The sequence below is a fragment of the Kribbella sp. NPDC026611 genome, assembly GCF_040638345.1.
GTDB lineage: Bacteria > Actinomycetota > Actinomycetes > Propionibacteriales > Kribbellaceae > Kribbella.
In genome coordinates, this window is sequence record NZ_JBEZYC010000003.1 from 1,039,482 (window position 1) to 1,052,951 (window position 13,470).

Genomic DNA, 13,470 nt, shown 5'->3' on the forward strand with positions numbered 1-13,470 from the left:
CGCCACCACCCGCGCCACCGCCGCCCCCCGCGCTGCCGTCCGCACCACCTGCCCGACCACCAACTACTCGGCCTCCGGCGTGACTACTGCTTTTCAGTTCAGGGTTATCGGAGCGGTCGTCTCCAACCCGTCCACCTTCGCCCTCCTCCCGTAGCGCTTCCGCGAGTGCGTCCGGCAGCATCCGGCCCTGGTCATCCACCTCGACCGGCACTATCGCCGCAGTACCGATCCCCAAGAACCGCAGCGCCCGATCCACCGTGTCGTGCCGCTCGGCCCCGACCAGCACCCGGATTCGCGGCGCCCCGATCAGCCCGTCCCGCTCCACATCCCACCCGACACGCCGCAGTACCTCATGCCGCGCCGCCGCCAACCCCGTGAAGTTCGCCATCTGCGCCCCGGTCACAAAACCGACTGAGGTGCCAACCGGCAGCCCGAAGAGCTCGACCAACCACCCCGCCGCCACCTCCTCGACCACGGCCGCGGCGGGCGAGGCGGCGTACAACCCCGCGTTCTGATCCCAAACCGTGGTCAGCCAATCCGCAGCAAGCGAAGCCGGCGTCGCCCCGCCGAAGACGAACCCGAAGAACCGCCCACTCCCACTCGGCAGCAGCCCGTCCTCAACCCCCTTCGCCAACTCCGCGACCACCTCCCGCGGATCCATCGGCTCGGTCGGCAACGGCCCACCCAGCGCCGCGTGCAGCTCGGCCGAGGACGCCCGCGGCCCGACCCGGCGCTCGGGCAACCCGGCCAAGTACGTCATCGCCCGCTCGTACGCCTCACCGAGCGGCCCCTCCCACTCCACCATGACTCCTTTCTATGTGATCTTGCCGACGGCGGCACTACAGTTCGGCCATGCAATCGGGGCAAACGGGGACCATGACGCGGAGTCGCTGGCTCGCGATCGTCGGTTATTCACTGGTCGGCGCCGCCACCCAGCTGGTCTGGCTCAACTTCGCCGGCATCACCACCGTCGCGTCCTCGCGGTACGGCGTCTCCGAGAGCGCGATCGGCTGGCTCGCGCAGGTCTTCCCCCTGCTGTACGTCGTACTCGCGATCCCGTGCGGCCTCGTCCTCGACCGCTGGTTCCGCTCAGCGCTGCTCGCCGGCGCCGTACTGACGGCCGCTGGCGCGTGTGTGCGCCTGATCGGCGACGACTTCGGCTGGCTCCTCGCCGGCCAACTGATCGCCTCGGTCGCCCAACCCCTGGTCCTGAACGCCGTCACCGGCATCACCGGCCGCTACCTACCGGAAAAGAACCGCCCCACCGGCATCGCCATCGGCACCGCGAGCATCTTCGCCGGAATGGTCATCGCCTTCTTGCTCTCAGCAATCTTCACCACGGCAGCGTCCATCCCGACCATGCTGACCATCACCGCCGCCTTCTGCGCAGGGTCCGCGCTTGTCCTGGCCATCGCCATCCGCCACCCCGGCCCCTTCGAACTCCCCACCGAGGCAGTCCCGGGCCTACATCCCGGTTCGCCCGCTCCCGCCCATTCGCCCCACCCCAACCGCAGCGCCTTGGCAACCACCTGGGGCGACCCGCTCATCCGCCGCCTCTGCATCCTCGCGATCTTCCCCTTCGGCGTCTTCGTTGCCATGAGCACCTTCGCCCAAGCCCTCCTCGAACCAGCCGGCGTCACCGGCGGTACCGCGAGCACGATCCTCCTCGTCAACGTCATCGCCGGCGTACTGGGCAGCGCAACCATCCCCATCCTCGTCGTACGCCGCCACGCCGAATCCACCCTGCTCGTCGTCAGCCTCACCGCAACCGCCGCCGCCTGCGTACTCCTCGCCCTCGCCCCCGGCGTACTCACCGGCTTCGTAGCGATCACCCTGATCGGCCTGCTCCTCCTCCCCGCGCTCCCGATCGTGCTCGAGCTGGTGGAACGCCGTACCGGAGAAGCAGAAGGCACCGGCGCGGGCCTCATCTGGATGGCCGGCAACCTGGGCGGCCTGATCGTGGCAGTCGTCGTCGGCCTGCTCGTCGATCACCCGCTCGCGGCGTTCCTGGTGATGGCCGCGATCGCGCTCATCGCGGTACCGGGTGCGCGCGCTCTTCGCCGGCCGATCGCCGAACTCCGAGCGCAGTCAACCCCGCAGCCGTAAGGCCGCCGACGCCGGCGACGACGAACGTTGTACGGGCGTCTGTGTGCTGCAGCAGCAACCCGCCGCCGACGTACGAGATCCCGGCCGCGATCCCGATCGCGCCGTACAGATTCCCGAACACCCGTCCCCGCAGCTCCGGCGGCACCAACCGCTGCAGATGTGTATTGATCCCGACATCGACCCCGGAGATCCCCAACCCGCGAATCACCTGAAACGCCAACGCCGCCCAGATCGCCCACGCCAGCCCGGTCACCAGATTCCCCGCGCTGCTGACGGCGAATCCGGCGAGCATGAGCGCGACCATCCGAAACCGCCGGGCGTACCGAGCCAGCACCGCAAACCCCGCCACCAGCCCGATCCCAACCCCCGCATAGAGCGCAGCCGACGCCGAGTCGCTCCCGTGCAGATTGTTCTTGGCGAGAAACACCATCGCGACGTCATCCACCCCGTTGAACGCAACCACCGCGAAGAACCCCAGCCCGATCACGCGAATCGCCCTGGACCGCCAGATATACCCCAGCCCATCCCGCGCATCCTTCACGAAACTGTGCCCCGACGGCTCCGCCCGCGGCAGCCGCGGCAACCTGCTCAACATGACCGCCGACGCGAAGAACGTGACCGCATCGATGAACAGAATCCCGCGCACGTCGGTCACCAGAAACAGGACCGCAGCGATCAACGGCCCGACCGCCTCGAGCCCGTTCGTCCCGGCCCCGAGCGCCGAGTTCGCCGCCTCGAGATACTCGTCCTTCACCAGCCCCGGCATCGCACTCCGCGAACTGGCCTGAAACACGGTCGCCACGACGCTCCTGACGGCCACCATCACGAGCAGCAGAGGCAGCGCCGGCAACCACACCGCCATCCCCACGGTGAGCACCCCCTGCACCAGGTCACAAACCACCATGACCCGCCGCAACTCAAACCGATCCCCGACCGCCCCCGCGAGCGCCCCGAACAACCCCGGCACAAAGTCCCCCGCCAACAACAGCAGAGCCACCGCAACCGCCGCCCCGGTGGCCCCCTGCACCCACAACAACAACGCCACCAGCCCCAGCGAGTCCCCCAAGAACGACACCGCCCGAGCCCCGAACAACCACCGAAACCCCAGAGACCCCCACACGTCCCCTAGTATGTTCCCCACACCCAGCCGGTGTGGCGCAACTGGCAGCGCACCGCTCTTGTAAAGCGGGGGTTAGGGGTTCAAGTCCCCTCACCGGCTCTCTGATCTGGGTATATAGCCCGGAAGTGATGAACTTCCGGGCTCCAACTCACGGTTTACTCACTACTTTGTCCCGGACCGCCACAACTGCTCAGACCCTGCCGACGGTTCGCGATTCCTGCTCACGGACATGCCTCAGCCGCGTCGGACGCACGGCAGCCTGGGCCATTTCCTTGGATCCGGTATGACGGCACCGGTGCGGGTGAGGATCCGGTGGTTCGTCGCCCGCCACGCCACCGAGGAGTGGGCGTTCCAAGGTGACGGCCGGATCGTATCCACCCCGCGTCAAGGCCGGCGCCTTCCAACTGCTTGCGCGACCAGGTGCCCAATCCACCATCACCGCCGGGATCGCGCGCGGCGTGTTCTTCGGCAGGCATAGCGACGGCTTCAGCTTGGTCCTACCCTCCAGGCACCTCCGAGCCCTCCGGTTCGATGACACGTCGTCACTCACAGTCCGGGGCGCGGGTTGGCGGATCCTGGTCGGTGACCTGATCGGTCGCGGATGTATCCGCTGCTGCACTGTTGTACAACATTTGGTACAGTTGCCTCATGACAGTGACTTCAAGTGGTCAGCTCGGACTCAGTTCGCTACTGACGCACGGCCTGCGCGACCTGGACATCACGGAAGCCGAACGAAACCTCGCGATCGCGCGGTACACAGGTCTCGGCGGCTCGTTCGACGACCACTGGAGCAGTACTCGCGGGCAGAACATCGTGTCACCGCAAGGCTCGTTCTTGCTTGGTACCGTCGTGCGAAATGTTCATCGCGACGAGGGCATCGATATCGATCTGGTCGCGATGCGCGATATCGCCAGGTCCTCGACGACACAGGAGGCGCTCAAGGCAGACGCAGGGGTTGCCGTAAGCAACTATCAACAGTCCCCAGGCAGTGGCACGCCAGCCCTTTCGGAGTGCTCCCGGTGCTTCACTCTGACCTGGGCAGAGATGCATCTTGACGTCCTTCCGGCCATTCCGAACGGTAATCGGCCAGAGGGCGGAATCCTTATCACAGACAAAGATGTGGTCAGCTGGCTCCCGTCCGACCCGAACGGCTACGCGACGTGGTTCAGGGAGCGGATGCTGGAACAGCTCGACGCCGAGCGCGTGATACTCGCGAAGGAGATGCAGCTCGACGAGGTTCCGGAATGGCGTGTGAAGACCAGCCTGCAGCGGGCCGTTCAGGCGCTCAAGCGCCACCGCGACGTCTTCTTCACGGGCCGCGATGACAGGACGGCCTCGATCGTCATCACCACGTTGGCTGCGCACGCGTATCAGGGTGGCAGCGACGTCTACGAGGTTTCGCGGTACCTGATCTCCCAGATGGGGAACTTCCTGAGGAGGGTTGACGGTCGGTGGACATTGCCGAATCCTGTGCAATCCGGTGAGGACTTCACAGACAGTTGGACCGCGAACCCGGGTCGGGCCGCTGCATTCTTCGAGTGGCTCGAGAGTGCGCAGCAGACTTTCGACCAGTTGGGCAAGAACAGCGGTTTGGACGCGTCGGTGCCGTTTCTCGGTGAGGTCTTCGGTGATCGCTTCGCGAAGGCAGCCGGTGGCGGTCTCGGGGCTGCGATGTACGGTGCACGCCAGACTGGTTCGTTGCGCTCTGTCAATGGAGGGCTCTTGATCGCCGGAGCCTCGGCCGCGGCGGGTAGTCGCCAGGTGAAGAAGCATGTGTTCGCCGGCGGCTCGGCCGACTAGGACCAGCCTGGCGGCCCAGGCGCTAGTCCTTCGGCGGCTGGTGCCGGGAAGCGAGGCTACGGTCAAGTGCGGCCGGATCATATGGTGCGGTCAAGTCCAGCCGGCGCCGGAGACTCAGAGCTACGACCTGAGGTTGGAGGGTCGCTTCGGCCAGGCCCCCTCTGTCAGAGTCATACGCCCGGCCCTCAAGCCGAACGCAGACGGTCTGCTACCACACGTCTTCGATACCGGTGAACTGTGTCTGAGCCAGTTCGGTGACTGGAACCCGCAGCACCTGTTTGCGGACACGTACGTGCCGTGGGCAATGGAATGGCTGATGTACTACGAACTGTGGCTAGCCACCGGTCTCTGGTACGGCGATGGCCCGGACTGTCTTGATGACGTGTCCCAGTCGAAGATCCTCCACCCGTACCGTTAACATCGCGCCAGGTATGTTCGAATCCATGTTGAAATGCCCGATCATGGGACCGCTTCCTCGAGGGGGCCGCTGAACTGATGTCCGACACACCGGCCCAGACCCCGTTGGGCGATGCATTGCGCTCGGAACGCCGTCGTCGGCGGCTCTCGCTACGCGACCTTGCGGACGAGATCGGTGTCAGCTTCAACACCCTGTCCAGAGTGGAACGCGGGCATGTTCCTGACTTGAAGAACTACGACCGAATCGTCGCCTGGCTCGGTGGTCCCGGGCAGACGCTGCTCGACCCCGCCGCACAATCGGACTCAACACCAGAGGTGATCGCCAAGCACCTGTACTCTGATGCACGGCTGAAGCCCGAGCATGCGACTCAGATCCTTTCCCTGCTTGAGGAAATGTACGACAGGTTGGCGATGCCGCAGCCCGCGTTCGGCGTACACCTACGGTCGGGGCAGACCTTCCTCCCCGAAGCTGGATCCAAGCTTGCTGGCGTCCTGGAAGACATGCACACCGCTCTGCTGAAGGAGCAAAGGTAAGGTGCGCCGCGGGTTCAAAGCGGAGGCTGAACGGACCAGTGCAGAAGTTCGCTCGAGCCTTGGGGTTCGCGAGACCGAGCGGCTTCCCCTGGATCAGCTGGCAAAGACGCTGGGAGCCGAGCTTCGGTCCGCGGCTGAACTGGTAGACATCTCCCGGCTGGAGGAGATCGAGCGGATCCAACCAGGTGCCTTCTCCGCGTGCACATTTGAGATCGGGACCCGACGGGTCGTGGTCTGGAGTCCGCTTTCGACTCCAGGCCGAATCACAAGCGACGTCGCCCACGAGTTGGCCCATCTCCTGCTCAAGCATTCGGTTCAGGAGGTACAGACTGTTGGCGGGCTGACGTTCTTCGGGTGCGATCCAGACGAAGAGCAGGAAGCGAACTGGCTAGCCGGGTGCCTCTTGCTGCCTCGGAAGCTGCTTGTCGCGGAGCTGCGAAGAGGCTCGAGCGCTGCGGACGTTGCCGAGAAGTACAAGGTCAGCATCCAGATGGCCAACTATCGGATGCGAGTGACGGGGGCTATGCGGCAGACCCAGGGCCGTCAGTAGTTGGCGCCTTGGGGTCCTGCGCAATCGTGCCGTCGTAGCTGAAGTGACCGGCATCGATCTTGCGCTGAGCTCTCCAGAACGCAACTGGACCCGTTGATGGCGCGTCCGCGTGAAGCTGTTGCTTCTCAGCCGTGAACAGTCGGACGAGCTCGCGGAGGTGCTGGTCGGTACAGTCCGAGTCAGGATTTCCGTCCAACTGGTGACCTTGCCGGATACGAAATTTGAGGTCCCCAAGTTGGCGGGCGATGGCTCGATGCCGCTCAGCGATGCCCTGAGGCTTCAGGAAAGTCATCAACGCAGCCGTCATCGTCGCAGCCAGCGCAAGCAACGCGGCTAGCCCGCTTTGCTCTTTGAGGGCGGTCGTGGTCGCCAAGGCCGACGCTACCGCTGTGAAGCCTCCCAGAGCGTAATGCAGGACCTGGTAGTGCTCCGCCGAGGCAAAGTGCGCCTTCTCGGTGTACAGGATGTCGGTTTCCAACCTCTTCAGCTCCCCGACAAGGTCACCCCGATATGTCATGGCCCTCCGTCCAGGACGCATCGCTGCATGCGATTAATCTAGCGCAGCCGAGGGCGGCCCGGACTATGCGGGCAGCTCGGGCATGTGGTTCCCCAGCGAACCCATTTCCGTTCATGAGATGTTCGGACCTCTCGTGGCTACTGCTGAGCAGCCCGTCGCGGCCGGGCCCTCCTTCGCCAAGCAAACCCCAGTAGGTGCTTGGCGGCGGCGCTTAGGCCAGGCTTGGCCGTGTTGACGATCGCTCTTGAGCGGCACTAGATGTCTGGCTCTGCTGACGAATCGCGGTCTTGCTCGTGGATGTGTCTCATGGCGGCTTCGAGGTGTTGGGCTGCTTCTGGGTTTCGGCGGCGGCGGCCAAAGTAGTCGTCGACTGTTGTGGAGGTTTGGGCGTGTCCTAGTTGGTCGGCGACTTGGCGGGGTGTCTGGCCCGCGCTCTCGAGGATTGTTGCGGTGGTCTTCCTGAAGACGTGGGCGGTGACCCACTCGAGCTCATCGGCCAGCGATCGCATGCCGGCCAGTTCTGTCAGCTCTAGCAGTGCGGCCCGGTCGGTCTTGGTGAGACGGTAGGTCTCGGCCAGGGTGACCGCCTCCTCCGCCGTCAGGCGTACTCGGCCAGTCTCGATGAGGCTGATCCGGGTCTTGCGCCAGCCTAGCTTCGCGATGACCTGGTCCTGCGTCATGCCGGCGTTGCGGCGGTGGGTGCGAAGCACGCTTCCTAGCTGCTGGCGCCGCTGGCCGCCAACCGGTCGGCGTGCGTTCCGCAGGGCCTTTTGGACGTTGTGCGGGTCACGGAATCCACCCTTGCTGTCCGGAAAGATGGGTGCGTCCTGGGATGCTCCTGGTGTCCGGCGAGCCAGCAGCATCTCTAGCGCCCAGGTCGGAAGTCCGATGATGCGATCGCCAGCTGACGACTTGACGCGTCGCCGTATGAGTCCTTTGCCCTTGATCCGCTGGATCTGGTGGCTGCAGTCGATCTCACCGGTGTCGCGGTTCAGGTCTCGCCACGTAACAGCGAGGCATTCGCCGATGCGCTCACCGGTCGCGATCATGAACTTGCTCAGATCGATGAGGTCGGCCTTCGCGGCGTGCTCGTCCTGCCGGAGCAGGTCGAACCACTGCTCCCGCTCATCGGATTCGAGGGCTCGCGGGAGCCGCTTCCTTGAGGTTGCTCGGATCTTGATCTCTCGAACCGGGTTCGATGTCAGTGCGCCGTGTCTGACGGCGAGCGCGAATGTGCCGGTCAAGATGCTCTTGCAGGTCTTCGCGGTGGCGGAGCCGACCTCGTCTCGGATGCCCTTGATGACGTCGCTGACGCGAGGCGTGTTGGCTTCGAACAGGCGCAGTCCGCCGATACGCGGTGCGAGATTCTTGTCGTACTGATACGTGTACGTCTCGTGCGTTCCGGGTGCCAGCACGTCCTGAACAACGAGATCCTCCACCTCGGCCAGGAACAACTCAGCGGCCGTCGAAACCCGATCGCTGGACTTCAGCTGGCCGACGCCGCCGATCCGCTGGCGGGACTTCAAGGCCTCCCGAAGCCGGTTCTTGGCCTGGTCCGCGGTGTCCCCCCACTTGGCGACCGGTCGTGTCTGCCCGTCCAGGTCCCGAAAGTATGCCCGCGCCTCGAACTTCCGGGCCTGCCCTTTCTCATCCCGGCTGGCAACCCGGGTCGTGATGGACCCCCACGTCCCCACAGGCAACGGTTCCCTTGCCATGAAGCCTCCCGACCGCTCGCCGCTACTGGCACACCAGAAGCTCAACGTCTGAGCAGTCGGACGACCCGTCAAGAGATGTGCACGATTGACGATTCGATCAGTAGCGAAGGTTCACCGTCGTTTGCTGTCAGTTGCCTGGGGCAAGGGCGGGCCAAACAGTCGCCACGTCGACGAGTCCTGGAATTCGAACTCTGGGTTTATCTCTCTGCCAGTAGGCGAGACGCTCGGACGGGTGAACCGAGTTCGGGTGACGGTAGATGATCTTCGGAGCGCAGCCGAGACTGACATCCGGCGAAGCTGGTCCGATGGTGCCTGGATCCGATGGCTTGAGGCAGCGGCGGACCTTCGGGGTCAGTCGTTCCGGAACGTCGTACTGATCAAGCTGCAGATGCCGGAGGCCTTGTGGGTCGACGGACGTCAGGGATGGCAACGCCGTGGACGTCGCGTCAGGCGTAGTGCGTCTGGCATCAGGATCATTGCCGCAGCAACAGAGCTCGAGCACTCGGCGGATCCGGTCCAGGGGCACGGCGTCACGACGCTTTGGGACGTCAGCCAAACAGATGGCCGGTCCTTGCGAGCTTCTGCGGGCACTCGCCCGCGCGACGCGTTCGCTGCATTGGAAGAAGTTGCAGCTACGGGAGGGTATCGGGTCGAGCGTGGGCGGGTCCCGGAGCAAGATCGTGGCGCGGCGACCGTTCATCGGGCCGGGCGGATCGTTGTCGATGACGATCTCGACGTGCCGATGGCGACGATGAGCCTAGCTCACGAACTGGCCCATTTGCGGATGCACAAGCACTCTCATGGCTCGCGCTGCCAGGGCGTCATCAGAGTGGAAGCTGACGCAGTTGCGTATCTGCTGCTCGCAAGGCTCGGCTGTCTGCCCGATCGGCCTTCCGCAGACCTCATTGCGAGGACGTCAGCCGTTGTCGGCAAGAGCGCACCAATTCGGGTGATCGAGACACTGGGCGGTCGGGTCGTGTCCACTGGAAATCGACTGTACGACGTCGCAGACCGGCACCTGTCGGCGAACACTCATGATGCCGGGCCGGTCGTTCCATCCGGCGAATTGACAATCGACTCAGTTTATCCAGAGACTGCCGCCGAGCCTGAATTGGGACCGTAAGGCTGCTCATGTCGGGCGCCCGATCACGTGGGCGAGGGTGCGGTACGGGTTGCTGACGACGGAGGGAATCTGTCGCGCTTCACGGCCTAGTCACACGACGCCGTTGCGCTGCACCCCACGCGAACCCGTCGGCCGTCCCCGGTCGGTCGCTTCCACGATTCCGCGGCCTGGCCGCGCCTTCCTTCAACTTCCGGCAATCGAGCAGACACTCGTGAAACTCCAGGACTCCTGGACATCTTGTTCTGGGTTTTCGCTTCGCCGCCGAGCGATGACTGTGGCTCGAAGACGTTGCTGTCAGCAACGCGAGGGAAGGAGAAATGAGATGCACTGGGCATCCGGGCCGAGGCCGCTCGACAGCTCGTCCGACTGCGAGGCGCCAGATGAGCTCGGGCCAATCAGATGGTCGATCCGGCACGCTATTGAACTGCTGGACGAAGGGATTGAGCGGGCGGGAGAGCAGCTGGCTCGATCGGCCGGCCTCTGGGGTGAAGCGCCAGGTGAGAAGAACCCTATGGATGCGGGCGGGATGGGCCGACGTCGGCGGCGTGATCCAGCCGGTGGTCACGGTCCGCCGCTGGAGCACGAGTCCTATGACGCGCCCGGCGGGCCCGAGTTGCCTTGAGGTTCCACGGCTCCCTGAAGCCGCTGACCTTGAAGGTGGACGTGGGTATCGACTTAGGCGGTGTGTAGCGTGACGAGCCGTGAAGACCGCCGGTTGCTAGAGGCACAGGTCGTGGCGGGGCACTACTTCCGTAAGCAGCTGCTGGAGTCCCTGACCGGCTGGGCAGCCGTCCACCTGACACAGCGTGGCCTTGGTCATGTGCTGAGGGCGACCTCGCCTTGGAAAGTCGGTTATGCGCCCGATGGTTGGGCTCACCTGGTTGATCACCTCAGGTCTCAAGGCTTCGATGACGAAACTCTGCTGGCTGCAGGGCTGGCGCGTACGACGGAGAAGGGATATCTGATCGATCGGTTTCGTGACCGGATCATGTTCCCTGCCTGGGATGCGGGGCCGGAGCTGGCCGGATTCGTCGGGCGCTCGCGCGGTGGGCGAACGAAGTACCTAAACTCGCCGACGACGCGTATCTACCAGAAGTCGGACACTCTCCTCGGCCTTGCGGAGCAGCGTGATCTCTTGGAGGGCGGCGCAGTGCCCGTCTTCGTTGAGGGCCCGATGGACGCGATGGCTGTGGACGAGTTGAGCCGATGGACGTCTCGCGGCTGGGCAGGCCTTGCTGTGTGCGGGACGGCTCTATCGTTTCATCAGGTCTCAATCGTCCGCGACTACTCGGACAGCGACACTGTGATCGTCGCGGTAGACGCTGACGGTGCTGGGCGCATCGCTGCGCCGCGGTGGCTGGATGACTTGTCGGCGTTCTTCAAGCTTGTACAGGTGGCTGAGTTTCCGTCAGGGCATGACCCGTCCTCGCTGCTTGAAACACCTGCAGGTGCGGACCGATTGTTCCAGGCTCTCACATCGCCGAGGCCCCTTGCGGAGCTCGCGATTGAGCTCGAGGTAGCTCGGTGGTCGCGGGTGCTGGATCACATCAGTGGTCGAGTGAATGCGTTGCGCCGAGTGGCGCCTCTGGTGGCAAGGTTGCCGCAGGACCGTGTGGCGGCACAGCTGGGTCAGCTCGCGAACATCTTGCAGCTCGATCAGGAGATCGTCTCTCGAGAGGTTCTCGAGTCCCTCGATTCTTGCTTGAGGCGCAAACCCTTATTCTACCCGAGGCCGAGCCCGCTCGCGGACGCCGATCCGCCGGATACCGCGCCGACACCCTGACAGTTGGACTGCACACTCGGGTAGTCCCCGACGTCGAAATCCGGGTTCATTGTCGAACCGGCGGAGGCGACCTTCGTAGCCAACGAGTGTTGGTCAACGGAGGTTGGGATGAATGCTGTGTCATCGGATTCCGAGAACACGCTGATCAGTGGTGAGCGCCAGCGCATGATGGTGGCGAACATGGTCGCGGCCAGGTTCTATCGGCGAGAGTTGCTCAGGGCAAATGTTGGTTGGCCGGTCGAGCAGGTGCGGAATCGCGGCGTCGGTGAGGTACTGGAGCCGGACTCATCATGGCGGCTCGGCTACGCGCCGGACTCGTTCACGCGGCTCACCGATCACTTGCGGGAGAAGGGATTCGACTTCCGCACGCTGATCCGGGCCGGCTTGTCCGAATGGACCGATCAGGGAACCGCGGTGGATGTTTTTCGCGATCAGTTGATGCTCCTTGCGCGGGACGAACGGCTCGATCCGGTCGGCTTCGTCGGCGTCGGCAACGGACCAAGGCCGGCGTACACGGCATCGCCGACGACGCTGATCCATCGTCCGTCGAATGCGCTGGTCGGCATCGAGGAGCAGCTCGACATCTTGACTGACGGTGCATTCGTGGTGGTCGTCAACGACCCCTTGGACGCAGTGGCGGTTGAGAGCCTCGGTCGGCTGGCAGGTGAGCGTTGGGCCGGCATTCCGATGTGTGGCTCGCAGATGTCGTCGGCACAGGCGAAGACGTTGTATCGCTACACGGTCACCGACACCGTGATCGTGGCCTTGGATGGCGATAAGGACTGGCGTCGTGCCGCGATCGCGTCCCATGCCGACCTGTCCTACTTCTACAAGCGGGTTCGTGCCGTTGAGATTCCGGATGGACAGACGGCGTCGAGCCTGCTGAAGACCGAGGACGGACCGCGGCGTCTGTACGACGCGATGGTGGCGACGCGGCCCTTGGAGGACTACAAGCCCGGACGGCAGCAGTTGGCAGAGCTCGACGGTCCGACTCAGCCACCAGCCGGGCCGTCCTTGTGACGAACTCCAGGACTCCGGGACTTCGTACTCCGGGTTCAGATCGGTTCGCTGTTCGCCGAGATTGGTGGCACGAAGCAAGCATCAACTCTCGGGCCGTTGCCCGAGGCATCGGGATTCGGAGTGAGCCAAATGACTGAAGAACTTCAGGCCCTCCTCGCCGACGCAGCGGACTCGGGCTGGGCAGAGGAACCCTCGAAGCGGCTGGCCGCTGCCATCGAGCGTCGCATCGTTGCGGAGTTGCCCGGCCGGCTGCGTGCAGCTCTGGGGAACGATGAGGCAGCTCAGATGGCACGGGTTGTGGCATGGGAACGCTGCCGTCGGTTGGCTGAGGAGGGCGCGGTGACTCGGGTGACCTGGGGATATCTGGCGAACATGGTCCGCTGGCGACTGGCAGACGTCGTACGTCAGGAGGCAAGGCGGCGTCAGCGCCATCCGTTGCGGGACTACCTGCCCGAATCCGTGCAGCCTGGGCTTCTCCCAGAACTGGGCTTGCTCTTGGACCGCATAGGAATCCGACTGGAGCTTGCAGGTCTCCCGATTGGTGAGGTGCGGCGTCGCCTGGTTGTCGCGGCCGATGGCCCTGGCTTCTCCAAGCACGCGATCGCAGCACGCGTCCGAGCTGTTGGTGTACCCAGAGATCAAGCTGAAGGCTTGGCCTGGCTCCTCCACAACGGATCGATCCGGAGGTCCGCGCTGTCGCGGCTTGCCGCCGGGCAGCCGCCGGATGTGGTCTTCGCGGATCCAGCAGTCAGGCAATGGATCGAGCAAGCGGCCGGGAGGTTTCC

Annotated in this window: 11 protein-coding genes and 1 tRNA gene; 8 read left to right on the forward strand and 4 right to left on the reverse strand. The window is 64.6% G+C overall.

Annotated features, from left to right (window positions below; translation table 11 throughout):
- The coding region (locus AB0E69_RS16935) for a pyridoxal-dependent decarboxylase (RefSeq protein ID WP_360145775.1) at positions 1-805 on the reverse strand (805 nt) is incomplete at its 3' end.
- Between the two features lie 47 nt (positions 806-852).
- Between AB0E69_RS16935 and AB0E69_RS16940 the strand changes: the two genes are divergently transcribed.
- A complete protein-coding gene (locus AB0E69_RS16940; RefSeq protein ID WP_360145778.1) occupies positions 853-2,106 on the forward strand; it encodes an MFS transporter in 1,254 nt (417 codons plus the stop codon).
- On the opposite strand, the gene AB0E69_RS16945 is transcribed toward AB0E69_RS16940, so the two are convergent.
- The gene (locus tag AB0E69_RS16945) at positions 2,030-3,247 is read right to left on the reverse strand and encodes an MFS transporter (RefSeq protein WP_360145781.1); all 1,218 of its coding nucleotides are present in this window, start codon (positions 3,245-3,247) and stop codon (positions 2,030-2,032) included. The genes AB0E69_RS16940 and AB0E69_RS16945 overlap by 77 nt on opposite strands.
- Positions 3,248-3,252: 5 nt before the next feature.
- Between AB0E69_RS16945 and AB0E69_RS16950 the strand changes: the two genes are divergently transcribed.
- The 4 genes from AB0E69_RS16950 to AB0E69_RS16965 all read left to right on the forward strand — a co-directional run bounded on the left by AB0E69_RS16950 (position 3,253) and on the right by AB0E69_RS16965 (position 6,527).
- Positions 3,253-3,325, forward strand: a tRNA-Thr gene (locus AB0E69_RS16950).
- A gap of 549 nt (positions 3,326-3,874) precedes the next feature.
- Positions 3,875-5,026, forward strand: a complete 1,152-nt coding sequence (locus tag AB0E69_RS16955; protein WP_360145784.1) for a nucleotidyltransferase — start codon at positions 3,875-3,877, stop codon at positions 5,024-5,026.
- A 495-nt stretch (positions 5,027-5,521) separates the two neighbouring features.
- Positions 5,522-5,977, forward strand: a complete 456-nt coding sequence (locus tag AB0E69_RS16960) for a helix-turn-helix transcriptional regulator (RefSeq protein WP_360145787.1) — start codon at positions 5,522-5,524, stop codon at positions 5,975-5,977.
- Position 5,978: 1 nt separating this feature from the next.
- The gene (locus tag AB0E69_RS16965) at positions 5,979-6,527 is read left to right on the forward strand and encodes an ImmA/IrrE family metallo-endopeptidase (RefSeq protein WP_360145790.1); all 549 of its coding nucleotides are present in this window, start codon (positions 5,979-5,981) and stop codon (positions 6,525-6,527) included.
- On the opposite strand, the gene AB0E69_RS16970 is transcribed toward AB0E69_RS16965, so the two are convergent.
- Both AB0E69_RS16970 and AB0E69_RS16975 read right to left on the reverse strand, forming a co-directional pair.
- A complete protein-coding gene (locus AB0E69_RS16970; RefSeq protein WP_360145793.1) occupies positions 6,499-7,005 on the reverse strand; it encodes an SLATT domain-containing protein in 507 nt (168 codons plus the stop codon). The genes AB0E69_RS16965 and AB0E69_RS16970 overlap by 29 nt on opposite strands.
- A gap of 293 nt (positions 7,006-7,298) precedes the next feature.
- A complete protein-coding gene (locus AB0E69_RS16975; protein WP_360145796.1) occupies positions 7,299-8,759 on the reverse strand; it encodes a helix-turn-helix domain-containing protein in 1,461 nt (486 codons plus the stop codon).
- A gap of 232 nt (positions 8,760-8,991) precedes the next feature.
- Between AB0E69_RS16975 and AB0E69_RS16980 the strand changes: the two genes are divergently transcribed.
- The 3 genes from AB0E69_RS16980 to AB0E69_RS16990 all read left to right on the forward strand — a co-directional run bounded on the left by AB0E69_RS16980 (position 8,992) and on the right by AB0E69_RS16990 (position 12,685).
- The gene (locus AB0E69_RS16980) at positions 8,992-9,882 is read left to right on the forward strand and encodes an ImmA/IrrE family metallo-endopeptidase (protein WP_360145799.1); all 891 of its coding nucleotides are present in this window, start codon (positions 8,992-8,994) and stop codon (positions 9,880-9,882) included.
- Positions 9,883-10,573: 691 nt separating this feature from the next.
- Complete coding sequence (locus AB0E69_RS16985; RefSeq protein ID WP_360145802.1) at positions 10,574-11,665, forward strand: toprim domain-containing protein; 1,092 nt, start codon at positions 10,574-10,576, stop codon at positions 11,663-11,665.
- Positions 11,666-11,773: 108 nt separating this feature from the next.
- Complete coding sequence (locus tag AB0E69_RS16990; RefSeq protein ID WP_360145805.1) at positions 11,774-12,685, forward strand: hypothetical protein; 912 nt, start codon at positions 11,774-11,776, stop codon at positions 12,683-12,685.
- Positions 12,686-13,470 lie beyond the last annotated feature (785 nt).

Excerpts from the sequence above, each read along its gene's own strand:
- AB0E69_RS16940 (WP_360145778.1), top strand. The coding sequence starts at position 853 with ATGCAATCGGGGCAAACGGGGACCATGACGCGGAGTCGCTGGCTCGCG.
- AB0E69_RS16990 (WP_360145805.1), top strand. The coding sequence starts at position 11,774 with ATGAATGCTGTGTCATCGGATTCCGAGAACACGCTGATCAGTGGTGAG.
- AB0E69_RS16955 (WP_360145784.1), top strand. The coding sequence starts at position 3,875 with ATGACAGTGACTTCAAGTGGTCAGCTCGGACTCAGTTCGCTACTGACG.
- AB0E69_RS16975 (WP_360145796.1), bottom strand. The coding sequence starts at position 8,759 with ATGGCAAGGGAACCGTTGCCTGTGGGGACGTGGGGGTCCATCACGACC.
- AB0E69_RS16960 (WP_360145787.1), top strand. The coding sequence starts at position 5,522 with ATGTCCGACACACCGGCCCAGACCCCGTTGGGCGATGCATTGCGCTCG.